This is a genomic window from Vibrio sp. 10N.261.46.A3, assembly GCF_041472995.1.
GTDB classification, from domain to species: Bacteria; Pseudomonadota; Gammaproteobacteria; order Enterobacterales; family Vibrionaceae; genus Vibrio; species Vibrio coralliirubri.
In genome coordinates, this window is the sequence record NZ_JBFRRH010000009.1 from 87,171 (window position 1) to 109,565 (window position 22,395).

The window sequence follows — 22,395 nt, forward strand, 5'->3', positions numbered from 1 at the left end:
TGTAAGAGTGATGGGATTATTCTACGACTATCAGTTTATAAAGTAGAAGAGTTTGAGATGAATAAGAGCGCATTAATCGTTGAAGGTGGAGCAATGAGAGGTATTTTTGCTGCTGGAGTTTTAGACGCCTTTATGCAAGACGATTTCCGTCCTTATGACTTTGCCATCGGCGTATCTGCAGGTGTGTCGAATCTGGTTGGCTACTTATCTCATGCACCAAAACGTAGTTATGATGTGATCACCACGATGGCGACGGATAAGACCTTCTTTAACCCTGCTCGCTTTGCTAAAGGCGGTAACTTAGTGGACGTGAAATGGTTATGGAACGAATCCAATCAACGTTATCCTCTAGATTGTGGTGAGCTGTTTTCAAGTATCCCACTCATTGCTGCTGTCACAAATGTCGATACGGGCAGTGCAGACTACTACCATATTAAGCCAGAAAACCTCTCTAACGTGGTGGAAGCAACCACCGCTTTACCTATTGCTTACCGAGAAACACCGTGCTTCTCTGGTGGCTGTTATACCGATGGTGGTGTCGCGGATTCGATTCCGGTGCGTGAAGCATACCGTCGTGGTGCACGAGACATTACGGTGATTCTTTCTCATCCTTTGAGTTACCGAATGAAACCTCAAAAGCACCAATGGATGCTGAAAAAGCTACTAAAGAAATTCCCAAATATTGCTGAGTCGATGGCGGTGCGTGCCGACAACTACAATCAGTCTCTGGAGTTCATTCGTAACCCACCCAAAGATGCGACAATTAAAGTGATAGCGCCGCCAGAAGCGTTCGCAGTAAAGCGTTTGACTATGGATCAAAGCACTCTTAATGCAGGTTATGAGATGGGCATTAAAGCGGGTGAAGAGCACCTTGCCATTCGAAAAGGCGTGTATGGTTTAGACACCGAAGATTGTCATTTCTGCGTCTAGGAACGGTTTTAGAATACTGAATAAACGAAAAAGCCACGCTGTTCACTTCAGAATAGCGTGGCTTTGTATTTGTAGAGCTAGTTTGTTTTTAACTCAGTCTGCTATTAAACGAGTTCGTTGCCGTTGGTGTTTCCAGTAAAGAAGGCATCAACACTGGTGAGCGTTGTATTGGCGATGTTGAACAAAGCATCTTTAGTCAAGAAGGCTTGGTGACCAGTGAACAATACGTTGTGACAAGCGGATAGGCGACGGAATACGTCATCGACAATCACGTCGTTAGATTTGTCTTGGAAGAACAACTCTTTCTCATTGTCGTAAACATCAAGACCAAGCGCGCCGATTTTGCTTTGTTTGAGTGCTTCAATTGCAGCAGTCGAATCCAGCAGTTCACCACGACTGGTGTTGACGATCATCACGCCATCTTTCATTTTGCCAAATGCCGTTGCATCCAACAGGTGGTAGTTCTCTTTACTCATTGGGCAATGCAGAGAAATCACGTCAGATTCTTGGTAAAGCTCGTCGAGCTCTACGTATTTAGCACCCAGTTCTTTTGCCAATGAGTTCGGGTACGGATCGTAGCACAAGATGTTCATGCCTAAACCTTTCAGAATACGCATCGTCGCTAAGCCAATCTTTCCTGAACCAATTACACCAACGGTTTTACCGTGGAAGTTGAAGCCAACTAGTCCCTCAAGAGAGAAGTTCGCATCACGAGTGCGTTGGTATGCCTTGTGTAGTTTACGGTTCAAACACATCATCATGCCGACCGTGTGTTCTGCTACCGATTCTGGTGAATAAGCAGGAACGCGAACCACTTGCAGACCAAACTCTTTGGCTGCGTCTAAGTCGACTTTATCAAAGCCCGCGCAGCGCATCGCAATCAGCTTAGTGCCGCCTTTTGCTAGAATCTCTAGCACATCTCGCGATAGGTCATCGTTTACAAACGCACAAACGACTTCGTTGTCGTGCGCCATTTTTGCTGTTGTTGTAGTGAGTCGAAAATCGTGAAAATGGAACTCGGCGTTGAGTTCGCCTTTTGCAAGTTCAAATGATTTTTCGTCGTATGATTTTGAGCTAAAAAAAGCAATGTTGAGCATGGCTTCCTCTCTTACCTAAAATATAAATAACCCACTAATTCATTCTCTGAAACGGGATTAAAACTAATAACTCTGTTCAGTGTGCTAGAGTTTTTTTCTCTTGTCTATCACCATTAGTCATTGTAATTACTATGGTTATTTGGTCTTTTTCTTCAGTTCTTGAACATTAAAAATCACAGTACGAGGCAGCTTGCTTATAAGTTCATCAATATTGAATGGATCTTATTTTCGGGTGTTGAACATCTTCTTGGTCTCTTTCTCAGACCAGAAGTTAATGTTGAATTGTGCGTCGTCGCTAAGCTCTACTCTATGCCAATATTGAGGCGGGCTTGTGGCAAATTGCCCAGCTTCGATTGTGATAACATTTTCTGGTTCTGTCGCTTCTGCATCGGCAAAACCGTAGAAGGTGACCGTGCCTTCCATTACGCAGATCTGGCCGAATACGCCCTCAGCGGTATTGTGATGATTGAGAAGCGCTGCCGGTATGTTGTCCTTGGTGAAAAATGGAGTGGAACGTTGAATTTTCCAGTGTGACGGAATACGTAAATGACTCATATAAAACCTCTTCTCTAACTGTTCTTTGAAAGTTGTGCTTCTGTCTAACGGGTGGCGGTTGTTATTTACCAGTAGTTCTCACTACTGAATTGACCGGGTTTTCTGCGTAAGTGCTTTTCGAAACCTAAGCTGGTTAGTGCTTCACTTGTGTCGCGAACCATTTGCGGATTGCCACAAAGGTAGAAAAAACTGCGGGTTTGATTGAAAGCGACAGACGCGGTTTGCTCAAGGTCGCCTCCAAGTAACAAGCTTGGGATTCGTCCGCGCAAAGTTCCGGTGACTGATTCTCTAGAAATAATTGGCACATATTGTAGTTTCCCTTGGAAGTGATGAACGAGTTGAGCGATACGGTCTCGATAAGTCAGGTCTTGTTCTGTTCTTACGGCATGAACCAGTACAAGGTTTTTGAACGAGGCGACTTTTTCAGATTCGGAGCCGTTTTGCTGTTGTATCTGCATGCTTTCGAGCATTGAGATAAAAGGCCCAACCGCGGTTCCGGTCGAAAGCATCCATAGATCGTCGGCGATCTCTGGGATCTCATCTAAGGTCATAAAGCCACTTGGGTCTTTGCCGACAAAGATGTCATCGCCCACCTTCAACTCATGAAGTTGAGGTGAAAGCTGGCCGTTCTGATCCTTAATAATCAAGAATTCCAGATGTTGATGACCTTGTTCGTGCTCTGGCGCGTTCACCATCGAATAGGCGCGCCTTACGAACTCATCCTCACTGTTAAGCAAGCCAAGTTTCGTGAACTGACCCGCCTGATAGGGAGAGACCGGAGCACTGACTTGAAGTGAGAACAGTTGATCTGTCCATTCCGTCTTGTTTAAGACTTTACCGGTTACCAAACCATGAGGAATATCTGTCATATCATCACCTTTACGTAGAGAAGTTATCTCATTAAGGATACTCAACTATTTACATTTTGGAGTTGCATGTACCATGCCAATAATGAGAATGCTTATCAATACTAGGTTTGTGGCAAAAATAATTTGGAATTGTGTTAAATAGACTCATTTAAATTCGGGTCTAAATGACTCTAATATTGTTTTTAATACTGATATTGTTGATTCAGAACGATGAATTGGTCTTTTGATACAAGCAAAATTAGTACAGTGGTTTGACCCCTAGGGTATTCAACCAATTACTGAAGAGAATATTTTGCAGATGAGTATAATGGCGGCTTTCGATCTCAATATAGCCGTGTTTTATGCTTGATAATCTTCGTATGGCCTTGAACGTATTGTTCGTGACCATCAATACCGCAATGACTGCGTTTACCGTGAGCTTCTTTGGCCTCATCAAACTGATTCTGCCAATCTCTGTTGTGCAGAAGTCGTGTACTCGTTTAGCTAACTTCACATTTTGGTGCTGGGCTTCGCTCAACCTTTGGATGTTGAACGTGAACAACGACATAGAGTGGCAAGTCGAAGGCGGGGAAGATATCTCGACTAAACAGTGGTACTTGATGATGTCGAATCATCTGAGCTGGGCGGATATCGTTATTCTGTCTTCTATCTTGAAAGATAAGATGCCGATGACTAAGTTCTTCCTTAAGCATGAATTACTGTATGTCCCTTTTGTTGGGTTGGCATGTTGGGGGCTAGATATGCCCTTCATGAGACGTCACTCTCGTGAGTTCTTGCTGCGTAACCCAGAGCGTCGTAATGATGACTTCGATGCAATCAACAAAGCGTGTACTAAGTTCAAGCTAGCGCCGACAACCTTGGTTAACTTCGTTGAAGGGACGCGTGCCAATCACGAGAAACTGGCGACCGCGAAAACACCTTACCGACACCTATTGAAGCCTAAAACCGGCGGTGTAGCATTTGCACTATCGGCAATGGGCCCAATCTTAGATGGTATTGTTGATGTCACTCTGGCTTATCCAGAAAACCAGACTTCTCCGTTTGAAGATATGCTAAAAGGCAAAATGACCAAGGTCGTGGTGCGTATTAAACTGCATCCGATGGATGAGAACGTGAACGGTAATTACTTTGAAGACAAAGCGTTTAAGCGCCGTTTCCACAGTTGGTTGAATAACACTTGGAAAGAGAAAGACGACTATCTTGATACAGTTTATGGGGTTGATACGCTCTGTGAGGCTGAAACGATTGATGGGCTTGGTACGATTAATAAGAAGCAAGAGCAGTAAGATCAAACCAAACAGATAGCATAAAAAAAGCCGATAGTTCATTGAACTGTCGGCTTTTTTATTGAATTGGCGGTATTAAAGGTAAGCGATAAAGTTAGTGCTTACTACCGTTAAATAGCTTGGTATGCTTCAATGATATGCTTGACTTGGCTCGGTTTGCCTTGTTTCTCTTGTCCTTGATGGATACGTAAGTAGTGCTGTAATGTTTTGGCTTTGTATTGCTGTGATACCTTCACTTGTTCATCACAACTTGGTGTCCAGATCTTGTCTCCGACGTTTGATATCTCGCTAATGGTTTGGTTCTTTTTAGCATCACCTTGGTTATTACTCACCAATAAAATCTCGTAATAACGACGGTTCTCTTCAATCAACACTTCATCAATAAGACCAAAATTGAGCGCCTTTAAATGACTTCTTAGCTCGAATTGCTGATGCACCGGACAAAGCAAGAAATCGAGCGCTTTTTCTGGGTGTTGACGATGAATATCATCGACGAGTTTCTGAGTGAGATCGCCGCCGACGCCCGCAATAATCACCAGGTGTTTGCCAGTATGTTTCTCAATCGGGATAGCGGCGACATCCATGCAGTAGACTTGCCATTGGCTGGTAACCATTTGTTCGGCTTTATTATCTTGTGGAAAGTAGCGCGCTAGCTTGCCTTCAAGCTCACTCATCAGAGACGGGACAATGTCGACAAAGTGAATCTGAGGCGCTTTATTATCCGATAACAGTTGAACACCCAAAAAGCCATGATCACAGCAACAGTCCCAAATATGTTGGTAGTCATTGCTGACAAGGGAGTGGAGAGTTTGCAGTCGGTTACTTAGCTTCATAAGGTTCGCGTCGTTAGAAAAGGGATGTTGTCTTATCGAAGGCGCATTGTAATGACTTTCTAGAAAAACAAAAGCACCTAGGGTGTGAATCCTAGGTGCTTGTGGTGTGTGATGGCCTACAAGCTTGTTGGAATGCGTTTACGATGCTTTGGCAACGGCTCTGATATGGCCTTCCACTCGGTTCTTACCAAGCTGTTGTGCGATAAGTTTCGCTTGTTCCGCCAGCGCTAAAGCTGAGTCTGTTTCGCCTTCTATTTGCGAGTATCCCACGCTAACCCCTAGTGATAAGGTGATATCTGGAGTGACGATGGTTTTCTCTGCGATTCCGACTCTGCACTGGTCTAGCTGGAATTTGGCATCTTTCACATCATTGGCTTTGAACAATACTGCGAACTCCTTTCCTCCAACACGCGCCAAGCAAAGTCCTTTCGGCTTCGGGAAGTAATAACGTATCGATTCTGCAGTCAGCTTGATCATCTTGTCACCGACTGCTTCACCGTAGGCACGGTTTACGTGGTCGAAGTTATCGATATCAAGCAGTGCGACATAGGTGTCGGGCTCGCTCACGTAGTTTTCGATGGCGATGCTGAAACTGCTTTTATTGTCTAACTGTGTCATCAGGTCTTTGCTACTCAATTGATGTTGAAGCAGTAAGTTAGACAAAGAGACCTCAGTGTAATCACGGATCATTCGCAGAATACTCTGGCTGATCGGTAAGTTTGCGTTCACATAGAGCACTGCGATCAACTGCTTGCGAGAGTGCAAAGGAATACAATAATGACGTTGGTGTATTTTGAGTTTACACGCCAGTGGGTCGGCGTACTTACCACTTCGGTAAGCCATGGTGTCCGGTGTGAATCGCTCTGCAAGGGCTTTGTCACAATGTACCGTTGATTTGTTTCCGTGATAGTCGATGGTACTGAATGAGTGGTTCTCAGGCTGATAGAGACAGAATTGAATGCCTTTTTGGTAGGTGAAGCTATCCAGTATGGATTTTAACTCTCGCTTAAAGCTTACAAGGTCATCGACTTTATTCAGTTGCGACAAGGACACGTTCAAACGATAAGCCAAATAGTTTGCGCCAATCCACAATAGAAGCAGTGAACCAAGCACCAAGCCAGTTAAAGTAAACTGGTGTGAGCTGGTTAAGATATCATGGCGATCAGTGCCTGCAATGAATACCCAATTCAAGCTGTTGTCAGCGTCAAACACCGATATTTTGAAGTTATCTTGATAGTAGTATTCGTGCTTACCGACGGTTTCACCTTGTGAGAGTTGATGGCTGATACCTGCGTGATAGCTGACTGATTTAGTTCCGATACGTTTTGGATCTGGGTGGAAGACCAGTCGTTCTGTTGCTCGGTCAACCACAAACACATAGCCATGGTTAAGTGTTTTTAAGTCTCTTAATCCTTGTGTGGTGTGTAGAAGGTCAAACTCAATCCATATTTCTTCATTCAATCTTTCCGCCGTGTGTTTAACTGCGAATACCCAACGACCATCTGCTTTTTGGTAAATCGAAGAGATGTAGAAATCCTCAACCACACTGTCTATTGAGTTCCATTTTATGGAGTCGATTTGTTCATGGGAAAGAGGTAATCCACGACTTGATATATATTGTTGGGATTGTGGTTGGTATCGAACGATATCGGAGAAGTTTGGTGTTCTTTTTAGAATATTATCACTCAATTCTCTGAATTTTTCATCACCGATCGGAGCCGTTTTAGGTAAGCCTAGACTGGTTTCTAAAAAATAGAGTTTGCCGAATGTGGCTTCGATGTTGGAACGAATGGTAGAGCTTGCGATACGAATGTTTGTTGATGATTGTTCTGTTGCTGCTGTTTCTACTTTTTCAAGCTGAGCCACAGCAAGATAGAGCATCCCTCCAGTTAATAAAATAATGTATGGTTTAAAAAGCCGAATTAATGTTTTAGGTAAAGCCATGATATCCAAAGACGTTATAGATTCATTTTTATAGTACGGCAATACTAAACAGTTTCATTAACCACATCAATGCAAATGATTCCATATGGATAAATGAGTTTTGTGATATTCAGCTAACAAAAAAGCCAGCTATAAATATAACTGGCTTCTATGGTTTTCGGTGTTTTATTAAGCTGACTTAGCTTTTGCTTTAATCAAATCAGTCTTATCTGGCGAGTAGTGCAAAATTGCCATCGAAGTTGGCGACAACAACATTTCACCTTCTGCATGACCTGGTTTAACGTTTCGCGAGTTGGTATCACAGATGGTTACCCAGTTTTGTTCACGATCATTAGGTAACGAGAAACGTGCTGGCGCATTGGTTTGGTTGATAAGGTAAATCAACTCGTCGCCATCTTTACCAATACCTAAATGCAAAGCTACTGAGCTTAAGCGGTTCCAGTCGTCATGCTCCATAAGTGTGCCATCTACGCGGCTCCAGAAGATGCGGTTAGAGTTGCGCTTTTCGCCACTGAATGCCTTAATAAACGGCACCATGTATTGCTGACGAGCAGAGATCATTTCAGATAACCAAGTCTTGAAGTAAGTCTTGCGCTCTGAATCTTCCCAGTTAAGCCAGCTGGTCACGCCATCTTGGCAGTAAGCGTTGTTGTTACCTTTTTGAGTATGAGATAACACATCGGCCGTCAAAATATGAGGAATACCAAAAGCAAACAGCAGGCTCGCCATGAAGTTGCGCTTCTGCTTTTCACGTGTCGCGATCACTAACAGGTTTTCGGTTTCACCTTCAACACCGTAGTTTTCAGAGCGGTTGTCGCCGTGTCCATCGCGGTTGTTCTCACCATTCTCTTCATTATGCTTGTGCTTGTAAGAAACAAGATCCTGCATGGTGAAGCCATCATGGTAAGTGATGTAGTTGACGGTTAATTTGTAAGGCCAGTGCGCTGCACTGTAGATATCGCGTGACCCCATCAAACGGGTTGCAAACTCTTTCAGATAGCCTTGATCACCGCGCCAGAAGCTACGTGTGATGTCTCGTAGTTTGTCGTTACACTCATTCCAGCCTAGCGGGAAATTACCCACTTGGTAGCCATTCGGACCGATGTCCCAAGGTTCTGCAATGAGCTTGGTTTCTTTAAGTACAGGGTCTTGAGCCACAGCTTTAAAGAATGCAGCCTCAGGGTTGTAGTTGTCACCTTCGCGCCCCAGTGTTGCAGCCAAATCAAAACGGAAGCCGTCGACTTGGAATTCACTCACCCAGTAGCGAAGCGTATCCATCACTAAGTTGAGTGCAGGCTGGTGGGTGAGATCAACGGTGTTACCACAACCCGTAAAGTTCGCGTAATGGCAGCCATGTTTAATGTAGTAGCGGCTATCTAGCGCTTTGAGGTTGAAGGTTGTACCACCTTCGCCACCTTCTGCCGTGTGGTTGTACACTACGTCTAGAATAACTTCGATACCATTGCGGTGAAGTTCACGAATTGCGGTTTTGAGTTCATTAACGGCGTCTTTTTCTGCGTAGCGTGGATCTGGCACCATGAACAAGTATGGGTTGTAACCCCAATAGTTCACTTTATCCATGTCCAAGAGATGAGGTTCATGCATACACGCAGCAACGGGTAGAAGCTGTAGAGAGTTGATATTTTGTTGTTTGTAGAACGCTAGCATTTCAGGGCTCACTAACCCTAAGTAACGACCTTTAGTATTGGCTGCCACTTCTGGGTGCAGTTGAGATAGACCTTTTACATGCGTTTCAAAAAGAACGGTATCTTCGCGACTAATGCGTGGCTTTTCTACATCTTGCCAATCGAAGGTGTCATCAACAACGACACATTTCGCCATCGCAAAGCTTTTTTCATTGGTATATGGCGTGACGTAATTGAGCGGTTCGCTTATTGCTTTGGCATATGGGTCTGAAAGCAGGATAGGGCCATTGTCCGTTTCTGCAATGAAACCGTATTTTTGTCCCGCTTTAATACCATCAATAAAGACATATCTGATATCAGCGTATTCATTTTCTAATTTATAAGTGGTGAATTCGTCGTTCTCGTCAAAAAGAGCGAGAGAGAGTGATTTACAGTCAGGAGAATAAATTGAAAAGTTACAGCCAGTGTTACCTAGCGTTGCGCCTAGTGGATAAGGGCGAGCGAGCGTTCTAGTCATTGCTTGATTTCTTGTTCGTTTATCGACATCAGTGAACTATAAGTAAAAAGCTTTGTCACAGTAAGGTCAAGCAACTTCACAGAATAATTACGGTTAAAAAAATAATTCATCGATGAAGTTCAAATTATATATTTGAAGTAGATCTCACTTATGTTGAATAATTAGATCTGTGTGCTGTCTACTCCTCCTAGATTAAGTGATCTACCTCTTTAAAACACCGTTCCGTATATTTTCTACTCCCCTCTAGTCCCCCTTAATTAACTTAGGGGTGGAGGAAGTCAAACTTGTCATCCCCTCTTAATATTGACCCCGTTGAAACGAATCAGGGGAAACCCTAAACCTCTCTATCTTACGACTACCATTACTGCCTTTGGTTGCCGCAAGAGAGCAAAAATATAAAAACCTAAAATAAATCGTCCTTAATGGAGTTAAGAATGAAAAAAGTAAGTTTGATTGCTGCTGCAGTGGCAACTACATTAGCTGCTGGCTCTGCGTTCGCTGTAGATTTTAATGGTTACATGCGTGCTGGTACTGGTATTAGCGGAAATTCTGGCGGTGACGTATCTGTAAACAAAAATGGTATTGGTCGTCTAGGTAACGAAAATGACAACTACTCTGAGTTTGGTTTTGCAGAAGAACTAAAAACTGGTGAGCAAACGTGGCGTCTAGAGTCAATGATTGCTTCTGGTGCAGACGGCGCAAATGGTTGGGAAGACGGCGACTTCAACGTTGCACAATTTGCTGTTAAAGCTAAAGGTGTGATCGCTTCAGATAAAGAAGCAACGCTTTGGGCTGGTAAAACATACTACCAACGTAAAGATATCCACATCACTGACTTCTATTTCCTGAACACATCAGGTACTGGTGGTGGTATTGAAAACCTATCTATTGGCGACCAAAAGCTTTCTGTTGCGTTAATTCAAGATAATGGTTCACAAAATGTTGGTGATGGACAGCAAAGCCAAATGACATCTGATGCATCTAAAGCATATGCTGCGTGTAAAGGTGACAAGGCATGTGAGCTAGCTATCGAGAATGATCCTAATAACTTTGAAACTGTTGATAAGTATAAAGGTGAAAGCGTTAACGGTTATATTGCAGATGTTCGCTTGGCAAACATTGGCCTGTGGTCTGATGCGTCTCTAGAAGTTGCATTAGCTTACAACTTTGCGACTGAATCAAGTGGTCAAGATGTTCAAGCTGATGATGGCTTGATGGTTACTGGTATCATTCACCAAGGTATGGACAATGGTTTTAACCAAACTGTTCTTCAATACGGTACTAACGGTTACGGTGCTCAAATGTCTAGCTTCGGTGGTTCAGGCGCATGGTATGACCGCTCTGGCGCTCAAAATGACGCAACTGGTTACCGCTTGATCAACTGGGGTGTAATGAACCTTGGCGAATCTTGGGAAATGGGTCACCAACTAGCTTACCTAGCGGGTAGTGACATCGGCGGTAAAGATAGCAGTGGTAACTACAGTGGCCAAAACTTTGATATTGACCAGTACTCTGTTGTAGTTCGTCCAATGTACAAGTGGAACGACACAATGCGCACAGTATTTGAAGCTGGCTACAATGCTGGTGAGAAAATTTCTGATGGCGGCCTAGCGAAAGAAGATTTCGGTAACGCTAAATTCACGGTAGCTCAAGCTTGGGCTATGGGTGACAGCTTCTGGGCTCGTCCTGAAATCCGTGTTTACGGTTCTTACATCCTAGACACTGAAAATGACGATGCATTTGGTACAAGTGAAGATACTGAATACGTATTCGGTATTCAAGCAGAAGCTTGGTGGTAAACACTTAGCTTAACCAATCCTAAACTGTCCTAATTCATAGCCGGCTCGCGTCGGCTATTTTTTTAAGGAATGTACGATTAAGTGGATCGTTCCCTAGGTGAATAGTTTTCTTTGTGGTAATTAAAGTTAGTAAATTTCTTAAAAAAATAACAAAAAGGAAGGGTTATGTATTTTAAAGCTCTAATGTTGAGTGGCTGTGTTGCGTTGGCCGGTTGTCAATCTGCACAAGTAGTCGAGCAAGTGCAAGTGGCGCAGGCTGAACAAGTTAACTCTATTGCTGGACTTCAGTTTGCAGCAATGAAATTACCGAGTTCTGTAATTTTTGATGTTACGCCAGAAAGCCAATACCTGAACTACCAGTCGATTAATAGCCCTGTGGTTGCAGTTGAGCTTCCAGCGAATCGCGGCGAGTATTCATTAACAATTTCAAGTTTGATTGGAGATACAGCATTTGTCCCACGTGCAGTAATCTACGATAAAAATGGTAAAGAGTTAGAAAGCTACGGCCAAAGCGACTTTGAATATAAGAAGCCTAGAATGCACTTGGGTAATAGACTTGTTGCCGAAAAAGAGTTTTTCCCACCACGTACAGAAGACTCTGTTTTCTTAGTGGTTTACACTGATCAGCAAGAGATTGGTGGCTTTACTGATGTGATTCACCCAGCTCGTTTAGATGCGGAAGGCCGGGGTAATTATTTACCTGAGGTCAAAGATATTCCAATTCCAAATGCTAACGTTGGTAAGATAGAAGTTACTATTGATAAAGCGAGCTTCTTCTCGTTTGGTTCAAGCAGCGAATCTAACGCTAAACCAGCCGCTGCGACTAAGATCGATACGATTCAACCAGAAACACAAACTTACTACCATAATGCCATTCAAGCAGCAGTAGACGCAGACAATATTCCAAAAGCACTTAGCTTATTAGATGAAGCAAAAGCATTGGGTATTGAAGGCGCACAAGAAGCCTTTGTAAAAGCCGTCAATAAAAAATAGCTATAGACCCCCAACACTCGAAGCAGTTCTATATTATTACTAACTGCTTCGGGTGTTTACTCTTTCTATCTTATTAAATATTTAACACCCAAGCCAAAGACGCCAGCGGTTTCAATTCAATATTAAAATTGCCAACACTGTTCTTAATGTCCAACACTTGTTGCGCTATGCCTTCAATGTGTTCATTGAGTATGTAACGCCCATCAACTAATTTGAGTTTTTGAATGACGTCATGTGAAATCTCTAGGTGAATATTCTCGGTGGCATGTTGGTTGAAATTTGCAGCAACGATGGTCAGCTCTTGTTCGTTATAGCGCAGAAATGCGTAAACCGAATCACTCAAATTATTGCTCTGGTGTAAGTCTAGGTACAGCCCCATCATTGAAGAGTGCTCTAGCGAGAAGTTCATTACCTTTTGATAGAAGTGACGCAGTTGCTTTTCGTTATTGGTTAGTAACTCACCATCGAACGCACCATTATTCATCCACTTTTGGTGTTGTGGGACTCCGATGTAGTCAAATATGGAAGTTCGTGAGGGCTGTCCAAAGCCTGAATTCTCTGCACCGGGTTCTCCGACTTCTTGCCCAAAGTAGATCATGGTTGGAGAACTACTCAATAACGCGCTGACTAGCATCGCAGGCTTTGCGACATGTGGATTGCCAACGAACTCGGGAGAAGCGATGCGTTGCTCATCGTGATTGTCCAAGAAGTGCAGCATGTGATGTTCAATATCCATCATTTGATGTTGGATTTCAGGGATGATTGCCGTTGAAGCCTTGCCTTGCATGATGGCTTTGAGACCATCGTATAGGTCAACTTTGTCGTATAGATAGTCCATTTTGCCTAAGTGAATGTATTCGCGGTACAAGTCCGGCTGATACACCTCTGCCATCAGAAAGGCATCGTGGTTTTTCATCTTTATTGATGAGTTGAGGTAGCTCCAAAACTCAACAGGCACCATTTCAGCCATGTCGTAACGGAATCCATCAATGCCTTTGGCTAACCAAAACAATGTTATATCTCGAAATTTCACCCAAGAGCTAGGCACAGCGACCGATTCCCAGAATTGGTGATGCTCTCGGTAATCGCGTTGGGCATAGTCTTTGGGTAGCTCAGGGAAATCTTTTGAACCGTCAGGTCGCACACCGTAATTGATCTTCACGGTTTCATACCAATCGTCGAAATTAGGTTTAGCTAAGCGTGATCCATTGCCCGTCCATTTGGCTGGCGTTTCGATAAATGGGGAGCTTAGGCTAGGGTGCTGTTCACCACCTAGCGGCGTAAAGGCGGGCTTTATGTCTGGCAATTCAAAGGTGCTGTTGGGAATGTAGTAGAAGTTATTGTCTCTATGGTATTCCAGCGTTGTGTCATCTTGAGCGCCGAAGTCACTGACATCTTCTGGGTTGTTTAAGCCTTTATAATGACGCGCAACGTGATTCGGTACGATATCGATAATCACTTTTAAACCATTGTCGTGACTTCTTTTGATTAGTGCTTCGAACTCTTCCAAACGGCGATCAGGATTCTCAGCGAGGTCTGGATTGACTGAGTAGTAATCTTTTACCGCATAAGGTGATCCTGCACGGCCTTTTACCACGCTCGGGTGATCGTCTGAAATCCCGATGTGTTTGTAATCATTGATGATGGCGTGATGTGGCACTCCGGTATACCAAATATGAGTCATACCGAGTTTGCGGATTTCAGACAGCGCTTTGTCGGTAAAATCACTGAACTTACCGACGCCATTTTGCTCGATTGTGCCCCATGGAACATGTTGGGTGTTTTTATTGCCAAATAAACGCGTAAAAACTTGGTAGATGGCGTACTTTTGGTTGTACATATATAATTCCTTTAACTTCCATCATGTTATGTAGGGATGAAAGGGCTTGTTTATTCTTTGCAGGCTAACCGAATTACAATATGCCTTACTCATCCTTATCAAAATCTACAGGGCGTAACTGCCACAGTATGTGAGCTGTTGCCCAAAAGGAGTCATGTTGTCTTCATCTATTCAAATCGTTATCACCTATTTGGTTCTGGTGGCGGTATCTGTGTTGTTTGCGGAAAGTTCTAAAGCGCTGTTGGTGTGGTATTTGGTTATCGGTGTGGTGACGTTTTTTGTGTACGCGAAGGACAAGCGAGCAGCGACCAATGGCAATTGGCGTGTGCCAGAGAAAACCTTACACATCTTTTCAGTTGCTGGTGGCTGGTTAGGGGCGTTGATTGCTCAAGATAAGCTGCGTCATAAAACGCAAAAGCAGCCGTTCAGATCTATTTATTGGCTGACAGTGGCAATGAATGTTGCGGCGTTTGTGTGGACGTTAACCCCGAGCGGGCAGGCGATATTTGGGCGTTGGCTTAACGAGGTTATTGGATACTTGTAACGAAATTGATGGCTAGTAATCACTTACTAACCATCTTGGGGCAGCTATCTAGTTACAACATCGGAATCGTCGATGCTAGAAGCAAGCCCGCCATACCGTAGTTAAAGCTTTTGATACGGACGGGCGTTGTTAACCAGTGTTGCAGTTGCTTGCCTGCCGCTGTCCAGAAGGTCACAGAAGGCAAGTTGGCTAGCGTGAAGATACCTGCGATGATCGCAAGCTCCCACCATGAACTGCCGCTGCTATAGACTGAAATCGCCGTCAGTGCCATCGACCAACCTTTAGGGTTCACCCACTGAAAACTTGCCGCGCCGATGAAGGTCATTGGCTTATAAGCCTCGGTGCTTTTGGCTTTGCCGCTCAGTGCTATCTTAATTGCAAGGTACACGAGGTAAGCAAGGCTTAGGTATTTCAATATTTGGTGAGTAACCGGATAAGCGTTGAAAATGCCCATCAAGCCGAAACCAACCAGCAGCAACATGGCAGCAAACCCTAGAGCAATGCCAAGCATGTGCGGAATAGTGCGGGCAAAGCCAACATTTGCTCCTGATGTCATGAGCATGATGTTATTTGGACCTGGTGTGAAGGTCGAGACAAACGCAAACAAGGCAAGTGCGCTAAGTTGTTCCAAAGGCATTGTGATTCTCCAGCAGTAAAATGAACGAAGTGACTGACCGGTCATGACTTTCACGTGTTGAGAAACATAGTAGGTGGAAAGTGGGGCAATTATGTGCTTTTATTTCCTCTATTATCACTAAATGCACAATAATAAGTAGTTATGGATAGATTTGACGAAAGGATATTGCAAGAGCTTAAATTGGACGGCAGAATCTCCAACATTGAGCTTTCAGAACGGATTGGCTTGTCGGCTTCTGCGACCTTAAGACGCGTCCAGGATCTTGAGCGTAAAGGTATCATTCAAGGTTACCGAGCGGTTCTGGATAATGGGCTGATGGGGGGCGGTTTTATTGCTTATGTTTCGATTGGTTTATCAAGCCACAGCAAAGCGGCTCAGCTGGAGTTTGAACAGCACGTCAGTATGGAAAAAGAGGTGGTGGAGTGTCACAACATTACCGGTGCCAACGAGTATTTGCTAAGGGTAGAAACCAAAGACCTACCGGGCTATAAGAAGTTTCATGCCGATGTGCTTGGGGAATGTGCTCAGGTGCAATCTATTACGACTATGGTTGTGATGGACACCCCTAAAGACGAACGCTAGTCGAGTTTTATTTCAGGAGAGGCGCAGTGCCAAATACCAATCAGTTGTTATTGTTCTTAGATGTGGTTCAACAAGGGTCGTTTACCAAAGCGGCAACCTTGCACGATATGGACAACTCATCACTCTCTAAACAGATCAAAAAGCTCGAGCAAGATTTAGGTGTTCAGCTACTCAACCGCTCTACACGCTCGTTTTCGTTGACGTCGGCGGGAGAGGATATTCTCGCACAAACCTATGTGCTGAAAGACACCATCAATCAGATACAAGGCATTGCAGATTCATACCAGTCTGAACCCAAAGGTGTGCTACGAATTACTTCACCGATCTATTTTGGGCAGCAATACTTGCAACCTATCATCACTCAGTTCATGAGGAAGTACCCTGATGTTCAGATCGTTCTTTCTCTAGATGACAAAATCGCCAACATCATTGCCGGGCAGTTTGATATCGCGTTTCGTTTCAGTAAGCTCGTTGAATCGAACTTGATCGCGAAGAAGATTGCCGACAGTAACTTCATGTTGGTCGCATCAAACGATTTTGTGAAGGAGCACGGTGAACCGAAAACGCCACAAGATTTGCTCGCGCTACCTGCTGTGATTTATACCAATGGAGATATGACGGTTGATCATCTGCGTATCAGTGAAGAGCCGCATGGCGACACTTTTCAAAGCCTGACGATTCGTGGTAACTATAAGGTGAGTGATGTTCGCACCATGGTCTCTTGTGTGAAAGATGGCTTAGGATATGGCTTCCTTGATCAATCAAACCTGTATGCCTCAATGAAAGAGCTCGGCTTAGTCACTTTACTTCCTGATTACCCGATTTCGACGATTGATACTGCAATCTACGCTGTGTATCCGCATCGTAAACAGACCAAACTGGTCAAAGAGTTCATTACCACGGTTCAAGACTATATCGGCTCTCCGACGATTTGGGAAAAGATGCAGCAAGGTTAGCTGGATTGCTAATCGTTCAAACATAAAAAAGGAGCCAGAACGTCGAACGATCTGGCTCCTTTTTATTCCTCTGACTATAGCTGATTTACAATGTAAAGCTTAGCTATAGCTGGCGTGAACGGCTCATGCTCACTAATACCTATCAATGCTCATGAATCGCTTCTTTACCACTCGGATAGGCTTTGGTGCCCAGCACATGTCCATCAACTTCTTTGCCATAGTAGCCTTGGTGATTGTGGTATCGCTTAGCATTGCCAGCAACATCACCCTTGTATCTAGGATCTTGTGGGCGTTCATGACTATTCACAAATGCAGCCACATCCCAAGCATCTTGAATCGAAAGCTGCTGGCTCTTTCCAAGCGGCATGTTTTCATAGATAAAGTAGGCAGCGGTGTTCACGCGGTGCATACCCGCGCCCCAGTTATACGCGTTTTCGCCCCACAGTGGTGGGAAGTATGAACGGCCGTCTGATCCTTTAATACCTTCACCATTTTGACCATGGCAGGTTTGGCAGCTGGTTTGGTAAACCTTTTCACCACGCGCTATTGACGGCTCTTGTTCAGGGTTATCAATCTTAGGGTAGCCACGCCCTGCCAACTTACTACGATCATCGATTGGGTATTTGCTTAACAGCTCTTCAGGAAGAGGGAAGCTTTCTGCTTTACCACCGACTTGTAAGTCAGCATCGCTGATCTCAGGAACGGGTGTATCTTGCATGTCGTTCTTGTCTAAGATGCCGCCCATTGCCAGCCAGTATGAATAAGCCGTCAGTGCGACCATCTCTTTTGAACCCTCAGCCGGTGGCAGACCATTCATTGAGTAGGTGAAGCAACCTTGGATACGTTCTGCGTAGCTGTTTACCTTGTCATTCTTGGAACGATACGCAGGGTAGGCCATGTACGCACCCCAAAGAGGGGCAGCGTTAGGCTTCATGCCCGCTTGCATGTGGCAGTTGACACAGTTTTGCTCGTTGCCGACGAATGTACCACGCATCTGTTGTGAATCGACAAACAGGGAATAGCCCAGTTTTACTTTGTCACCAAATTCCCCATCAGGAATATCAACCAAGTCGCGTGGCACCAGATATTTGTTATCTTGAGGTTTCTCTACTGCTGGCAGTTCGGTTTGGCGATCGGGCAACTCAGCTTCGGCATAAGCGATTCCAGAGGAAAGGGTTGCGGTAATTAGAAGTAATGTTTTCATGCGAGCCCTTTAGTATCGGAAAGATGCGAAGTAGTAAGAGAGGTTTTTGATCTCATCGTCGGTCAACTTGCCGGCGATATTGCCCATCATGTTTAAATCATCACCCTTACGAGTGCCGTTTTTCCAAGCGTTGAGCTGAGTCTGAATGTAGTCGGCATGCTGGCTCGCTAGGCGTGGGAACTTGTCGACACCCATACCACTTGGCCCATGACAGGTTGCACAAGCTGGAATGTTTCGATTCCAATCGCCTTGGAATACAAGTTTACGATAGGGATTGTCGATATCGGCTTGTGAGCCGCGTTGTTCTAAATCGGTGAAGTCGTATGAAGATAATGAAGCGAAGTATTCTGCAACTTCACGACGAATCGCAGGATCAGAGACACCATCAGCCATGCCTTTCATGATCGCGCTTTGACGCTCACCACTTGAGAACAGAACAAGCTGATGTTCGAGGTAATCAGCATTGAGCCCTGCAAGCATCGGTGCGATGTTGGGCATGCCTTTCCCGTCGGCTTGGTGGCAACCGCTACAGGTTTCTGCGGCTTCTGGCATTGGATTAGGCGCTGCTTGTGCAAAACCGGATAAAGAAAGGCTTCCTAGAGCAGCGATGCAAAGCGTTAGAGTTTGAGTTTTTATGTTCAGCTTAATCATGAGGCGTCGCTATTGGTTGTAATGCACGCATTTTCGACATAATTGGTTGTTCGCGCTATTGTGGATTTCCACATTAATTCACTGGGAACTTGAGGTAAGTCTCACATTAATAACCTCAATCACCACAATGGTATTAGTGTGGATTTCGATAGGCGAATCCAACTACCGTTAACGAAGTGCAAGGGAACTGCCATGTTCGCCTCGGTGTGACTGCTTGTTAAGGCTCTTTTATGGCACCGATTGTATAAGCATAGACGCTTGATGGGGCTAGGAGAGAAACTTGCAGGGAAGTGATGTAAAGAATTGATGGTTGGGCGTTGAATAGCTTAAAAAGAAGAGCAACCTCGAATGGCGAAGTTGCTCTACTGTGCTCAGTCTTGATTTGACTGAAATAGGGGAGGTTTGAACGTCTAGACTTTGTAGATTTTAGCCGGAAGCGCTTGTCTTGCTGCTGCGCCCACAACCCAATCCAACATCACGCCTTTGCCTTCTCTGGTCGGGTCAATTAAGCCAATATCATTGATGTTAACGCCATCGTTCGACTTCATCTTCACAGGTTGTTGTGTATCACCGATCCAGTGCGCACGCTCACCGAGTTCTTTATGACCAAAGCCGTGTTCAAAGCCTAATGTACCGGGTTTGATGCCATCAATCACCATCGCCAACGCATGTGTGGTTGAGCTCGGTGTTTCAATAGCAAACACGTCACCGGTTTTGATACCCGCAGAAGAAGCGTCTTGCGGGTGGATGTAAACCGGATTTACTCCTTTAATCGATTCCAAGCGTGGTGACAAATTAGAGACCGCACTGTGAATATTGGACTTAAAGTTGGTTAGCGTAAATGGCCACTCTTTTGCTGGGAACTGCTCTGCCAAAGGTGTGCCATCTGCCAGCTTTTGTGGATACCATGTCGGGCAACCCATGTACTGCTCACCACTGATGGTGTTGCGAGAAGTACCGAGCTTTTCATTCCAAATAGCCAGTGGTTTGGTCCATTTGTACTTCATGGTTTCATTGGTGTAGGCATTAGTGGCGTCTTCAAAACGACCGCCACGCGCAAAGATATACGCTACTTTGAGCATCTCTTCGGGCTTGAGCGTTTTGTTCATCACAGGCACTAGGCGTTCTAGACCAGACCAAACAATATCTTCCGCGTCTACATTCGGCACGCCACCTTTTACGAACGCTAAGTTAGCAGCCGAGCGCAGGTAGAAGTCTTCAGCGCTATGAATACCGTGCCAGTTACCTTGATTGTCTTTGATTACGTTGTCGCCGAAGCCACCTAGGCCAAGCGTTTTCGCTAGATCAATAAAGAAGTTCTCTAGGTTGATGGCACGTCCGTCTTGAGTGCGTGAGGTTTTAGGTTCGACAATCGGCCAGCGAGCGGTGATCGCTTTAGTTGCAACGCCATGCCAAGGTGTTGCCATGCCCCAGCTTTCGTAGGTCACTGTGTCTGGCACGAGGTAATCCGATAACGCTGTGGTCTCATTGATGAAGGCATCGATAGACACGATCAAACCAAGCTGTTTTGGATCCTTAAGCTTTTCACCCAGCAAGTTGTCTAAACCCGGAACACCATAAAGTGGGTTCGCCATGTGGTTGATCCATGCCTTTGCTCGGTAAGGGTAGCCATCAATTGCAGCTGATAAGTGCTCAGTTAAAAGCGGTGCTGAGATTGGGTACCACGGCGCGCGCGTTGGGTAAGGTGATTCACCTGCGGCAACGCGACGCTTGTATTCGCTGGTTTTTTGATACGGGAACTTGCTGCGGGACAAGAACACACCTTGAGGCTTAGTCTTACCTTTAAACTTGGTAAAGTCGTAACGTGGGCCTGCAACCGAAGTTGGGTAGCCGCCCGCTTTCGCCATCGCACCGCCTTTCGCGTTGATGTTACCGATCAGCGCGTTCAGCATCAGAATAGAGAACGAGTTGTAGAAGCCGTTGGTGTGCATGTTGCCACCGTGAGTATCCACGACTGCTTTCGTACCGTAGCTGGTAAAGCGTTTTGCTAGCGCAATAATCTGGTCTTGTGGGATTTCACACTGCTCGCTGTAGTAAGCAAGGTCATATTTGAAGGCTTCTTCTTTCAATCTTTGTAGAGAAGATTTAACGCGAACAGTCTGACCATCGATTTCTACATCTTGATCGACGAACAGAGCCGCTTCATTCACCTGAATATGTGATGCCAAAAGTGACGTTGTCACATCTAGTGTGATAAATGCATCATCGTCAGATAGCGGTTCGCCCGTTTCTAGTAAACCCATATCCGATGCGCGAAGCATGCGTCCGTTTTGTGGGTGCGATTCATCACTGATCACAAGGTGTGAAGCATTACACCAGTGTGTGGTGCCTGCTTTTTTCATCGCTTGCGCACTTGGGCGAGACAAGAAGTCGTGATTGTAGCGTTGGTTTTCGATGATCCATTGGATCATGCCAAGAACTAATGCTGAATCGGTGCCCGGTTTGATCGGTAGCCAGTTATTGCGATCGCCCGCCGCAAGGCTTGACGATCCTGCTGGAAGGCTTGGTGTCACTATGGTGTAGCTGAGTTTTCCGTTGGTACGAGCCTCAGCCAATTGTCTTGCTTGACGCTTGAACGGGTTACCCGCTTGAGCCGGAGACATACCGATGAAAAGAATGAACTCTGCGTTGTTGAAATCTGGTTTTAAGTGCGAGAACTTGTCTAGATCGTTCATGATCGCACCTGAACCCGCACGGAACGCGTAACCACAGTAAGAGCCGTGGTGACCAAAGTTGCGTGTGCCGTAGCTGTTAAATGCAAAGCGCTTCAAGATGTCGTCACGGCCTTCATTTCCGGCATTAGTCACCAATAACTGGTTCGCTTTAGGACCATATTCAGGGTTGTTCGGATCAAGTAGTGTTTCGATATCGCGAATCGATCGTAAGCCTTCAACTTCGCCTTCACCGAACAAGTTACCACCCTCGGTGATCTCAGATATTAGCTGTTCGTAGCTGATCGGTTCCCACTTGCCTTCACCGCGTTTACCGACACGTTTCAGCGGTTGAGTGATTCGGTAAGGGCTGTTTTGAATCTCTAACATGCCGTTACCACGAGCGCAGGCTGTCGAGCGGTTATTGATTCCTGATTCACCAGACAAGCCAATATAGGCGTCTTTTACGGGGGTTTTGAACGGGATTTGCTGATCACTTGATAGCGGGTGGTATGGGTTACCTGAGATACGCAAGATCTCGTCGTTGCGATTATCGATACGTACACGCAAGCCACACAGTGTCCAGCAACCGAAACACATTGATGGTGCTACGCGTTGGTTTGGATTCGGCGAGATCTTACCTTGCTCATCGACACTGTATTCTGTCTCTAACGAATTACCGTGGTGGATGTGGTTGGTTTTCTTACCCGCGGTGCCATCGATAGCACCGTGAACCATGTGCTTTGTGGTTGTCGCATAACCAGCAGCAAAAGCTCCAACACCACCGGCAGCAAGGCCTGTTTTCAAAAATTGACGACGTTTGTTATCCATGATGATTCC

18 protein-coding genes are annotated in these 22,395 nt (G+C 45.0%); 7 read left to right on the forward strand and 11 right to left on the reverse strand.

Annotated features, from left to right (window positions below; translation table 11 throughout):
• The first annotated feature begins 57 nt into the window (after positions 1-57).
• Entirely contained in the window at positions 58-930 is an 873-nt protein-coding gene (locus tag AB4484_RS03290; RefSeq protein ID WP_050647742.1) for a patatin family protein, read from the forward strand.
• Positions 931-1,034: 104 nt separating this feature from the next.
• On the opposite strand, the gene AB4484_RS03295 is transcribed toward AB4484_RS03290, so the two are convergent.
• From AB4484_RS03295 to AB4484_RS03305, 3 genes are all read right to left on the reverse strand, one after another.
• Positions 1,035-2,027, reverse strand: a complete 993-nt coding sequence (locus AB4484_RS03295) for a 2-hydroxyacid dehydrogenase (protein WP_372076414.1) — start codon at positions 2,025-2,027, stop codon at positions 1,035-1,037.
• A gap of 222 nt (positions 2,028-2,249) precedes the next feature.
• Positions 2,250-2,582: a DUF1971 domain-containing protein gene (locus tag AB4484_RS03300; protein ID WP_048660978.1), complete on the reverse strand. Its 333-nt coding sequence runs from the start codon at positions 2,580-2,582 to the stop codon at positions 2,250-2,252.
• A 65-nt stretch (positions 2,583-2,647) separates the two neighbouring features.
• Positions 2,648-3,451, reverse strand: a complete 804-nt coding sequence (locus AB4484_RS03305; protein ID WP_052879195.1) for a ferredoxin--NADP reductase — start codon at positions 3,449-3,451, stop codon at positions 2,648-2,650.
• 341 nt (positions 3,452-3,792) lie between these two features.
• Between AB4484_RS03305 and AB4484_RS03310 the strand changes: the two genes are divergently transcribed.
• Entirely contained in the window at positions 3,793-4,737 is a 945-nt protein-coding gene (locus AB4484_RS03310; RefSeq protein ID WP_372076417.1) for an acyltransferase, read from the forward strand.
• A 110-nt stretch (positions 4,738-4,847) separates the two neighbouring features.
• Here the strand turns inward: AB4484_RS03310 and AB4484_RS03315 are convergent, their stop codons facing one another.
• The 3 genes from AB4484_RS03315 to glgX form a co-directional block, all read right to left on the reverse strand.
• A complete protein-coding gene (locus AB4484_RS03315) occupies positions 4,848-5,570 on the reverse strand; it encodes a tRNA (adenine(22)-N(1))-methyltransferase TrmK (protein ID WP_372076419.1) in 723 nt (240 codons plus the stop codon).
• Positions 5,571-5,708: 138 nt separating this feature from the next.
• Positions 5,709-7,451, reverse strand: coding sequence for a diguanylate cyclase (locus AB4484_RS03320; RefSeq protein WP_372076421.1), 1,743 nt, complete (start codon positions 7,449-7,451; stop codon positions 5,709-5,711).
• A gap of 231 nt (positions 7,452-7,682) precedes the next feature.
• The gene (gene glgX, locus AB4484_RS03325; protein ID WP_372076423.1) at positions 7,683-9,677 is read right to left on the reverse strand and encodes a glycogen debranching protein GlgX; all 1,995 of its coding nucleotides are present in this window, start codon (positions 9,675-9,677) and stop codon (positions 7,683-7,685) included.
• A 434-nt stretch (positions 9,678-10,111) separates the two neighbouring features.
• On the opposite strand from glgX, the gene lamB reads away from it, so the two are divergent.
• Both lamB and AB4484_RS03335 read left to right on the forward strand, forming a co-directional pair.
• Positions 10,112-11,476, forward strand: coding sequence for a maltoporin LamB (gene lamB, locus AB4484_RS03330; protein ID WP_372076425.1), 1,365 nt, complete (start codon positions 10,112-10,114; stop codon positions 11,474-11,476).
• A 165-nt stretch (positions 11,477-11,641) separates the two neighbouring features.
• A complete protein-coding gene (locus AB4484_RS03335) occupies positions 11,642-12,469 on the forward strand; it encodes a MalM family protein (protein WP_372076427.1) in 828 nt (275 codons plus the stop codon).
• A 73-nt stretch (positions 12,470-12,542) separates the two neighbouring features.
• On the opposite strand, the gene AB4484_RS03340 is transcribed toward AB4484_RS03335, so the two are convergent.
• Positions 12,543-14,309, reverse strand: a complete 1,767-nt coding sequence (locus AB4484_RS03340) for an alpha-amylase family protein (protein WP_372076429.1) — start codon at positions 14,307-14,309, stop codon at positions 12,543-12,545.
• A gap of 154 nt (positions 14,310-14,463) precedes the next feature.
• On the opposite strand from AB4484_RS03340, the gene AB4484_RS03345 reads away from it, so the two are divergent.
• A complete protein-coding gene (locus AB4484_RS03345) occupies positions 14,464-14,853 on the forward strand; it encodes a DUF1294 domain-containing protein (RefSeq protein WP_372076431.1) in 390 nt (129 codons plus the stop codon).
• Between the two features lie 52 nt (positions 14,854-14,905).
• Here AB4484_RS03345 and AB4484_RS03350 read toward each other — a convergent pair whose 3' ends face one another.
• Positions 14,906-15,490: a LysE family translocator gene (locus AB4484_RS03350; RefSeq protein WP_017058847.1), complete on the reverse strand. Its 585-nt coding sequence runs from the start codon at positions 15,488-15,490 to the stop codon at positions 14,906-14,908.
• A gap of 141 nt (positions 15,491-15,631) precedes the next feature.
• Here AB4484_RS03350 and AB4484_RS03355 point away from each other — a divergent pair, with 141 nt between their 5' ends.
• Entirely contained in the window at positions 15,632-16,072 is a 441-nt protein-coding gene (locus AB4484_RS03355) for an Lrp/AsnC family transcriptional regulator (protein WP_372076433.1), read from the forward strand.
• A gap of 26 nt (positions 16,073-16,098) precedes the next feature.
• The gene (locus AB4484_RS03360; RefSeq protein WP_059017577.1) at positions 16,099-17,028 is read left to right on the forward strand and encodes a LysR family transcriptional regulator; all 930 of its coding nucleotides are present in this window, start codon (positions 16,099-16,101) and stop codon (positions 17,026-17,028) included.
• Between the two features lie 142 nt (positions 17,029-17,170).
• On the opposite strand, the gene AB4484_RS03365 is transcribed toward AB4484_RS03360, so the two are convergent.
• The 3 genes from AB4484_RS03365 to AB4484_RS03375 form a co-directional block, all read right to left on the reverse strand.
• Positions 17,171-18,232 (reverse strand): c-type cytochrome, encoded by a 1,062-nt coding sequence (locus AB4484_RS03365; protein WP_372076435.1) that lies wholly within the window; start codon positions 18,230-18,232, stop codon positions 17,171-17,173.
• A gap of 9 nt (positions 18,233-18,241) precedes the next feature.
• A complete protein-coding gene (locus tag AB4484_RS03370; RefSeq protein ID WP_372076437.1) occupies positions 18,242-18,883 on the reverse strand; it encodes a cytochrome c in 642 nt (213 codons plus the stop codon).
• Positions 18,884-19,293: 410 nt separating this feature from the next.
• On the reverse strand, positions 19,294-22,386 hold the full coding sequence (locus tag AB4484_RS03375; RefSeq protein ID WP_372076439.1) for a tetrathionate reductase subunit A: 3,093 nt from the start codon (positions 22,384-22,386) through the stop codon (positions 19,294-19,296).
• Between the last annotated feature and the right edge of the window lie 9 nt (positions 22,387-22,395).

What these genes read in the sequence shown, in the direction of transcription:
- AB4484_RS03375 (WP_372076439.1), bottom strand. Translation starts at nt 22,386, where the DNA reads ATGGATAACAAACGTCGTCAATTTTTGAAAACAGGCCTTGCTGCCGGT.
- AB4484_RS03295 (WP_372076414.1), bottom strand. Translation starts at nt 2,027, where the DNA reads ATGCTCAACATTGCTTTTTTTAGCTCAAAATCATACGACGAAAAATCA.
- AB4484_RS03300 (WP_048660978.1), bottom strand. Translation starts at nt 2,582, where the DNA reads ATGAGTCATTTACGTATTCCGTCACACTGGAAAATTCAACGTTCCACT.
- AB4484_RS03370 (WP_372076437.1), bottom strand. Translation starts at nt 18,883, where the DNA reads ATGATTAAGCTGAACATAAAAACTCAAACTCTAACGCTTTGCATCGCT.
- AB4484_RS03355 (WP_372076433.1), top strand. Translation starts at nt 15,632, where the DNA reads ATGGATAGATTTGACGAAAGGATATTGCAAGAGCTTAAATTGGACGGC.
- AB4484_RS03335 (WP_372076427.1), top strand. Translation starts at nt 11,642, where the DNA reads ATGTATTTTAAAGCTCTAATGTTGAGTGGCTGTGTTGCGTTGGCCGGT.
- AB4484_RS03350 (WP_017058847.1), bottom strand. Translation starts at nt 15,490, where the DNA reads ATGCCTTTGGAACAACTTAGCGCACTTGCCTTGTTTGCGTTTGTCTCG.
- AB4484_RS03305 (WP_052879195.1), bottom strand. Translation starts at nt 3,451, where the DNA reads ATGACAGATATTCCTCATGGTTTGGTAACCGGTAAAGTCTTAAACAAG.
- AB4484_RS03340 (WP_372076429.1), bottom strand. Translation starts at nt 14,309, where the DNA reads ATGTACAACCAAAAGTACGCCATCTACCAAGTTTTTACGCGTTTATTT.
- AB4484_RS03315 (WP_372076419.1), bottom strand. Translation starts at nt 5,570, where the DNA reads ATGAAGCTAAGTAACCGACTGCAAACTCTCCACTCCCTTGTCAGCAAT.
- AB4484_RS03290 (WP_050647742.1), top strand. Translation starts at nt 58, where the DNA reads ATGAATAAGAGCGCATTAATCGTTGAAGGTGGAGCAATGAGAGGTATT.
- AB4484_RS03320 (WP_372076421.1), bottom strand. Translation starts at nt 7,451, where the DNA reads ATGCTCTATCTTGCTGTGGCTCAGCTTGAAAAAGTAGAAACAGCAGCA.
- AB4484_RS03365 (WP_372076435.1), bottom strand. Translation starts at nt 18,232, where the DNA reads ATGAAAACATTACTTCTAATTACCGCAACCCTTTCCTCTGGAATCGCT.
- AB4484_RS03345 (WP_372076431.1), top strand. Translation starts at nt 14,464, where the DNA reads ATGTTGTCTTCATCTATTCAAATCGTTATCACCTATTTGGTTCTGGTG.
- lamB (WP_372076425.1), top strand. Translation starts at nt 10,112, where the DNA reads ATGAAAAAAGTAAGTTTGATTGCTGCTGCAGTGGCAACTACATTAGCT.
- glgX (WP_372076423.1), bottom strand. Translation starts at nt 9,677, where the DNA reads ATGACTAGAACGCTCGCTCGCCCTTATCCACTAGGCGCAACGCTAGGT.
- AB4484_RS03310 (WP_372076417.1), top strand. Translation starts at nt 3,793, where the DNA reads ATGCTTGATAATCTTCGTATGGCCTTGAACGTATTGTTCGTGACCATC.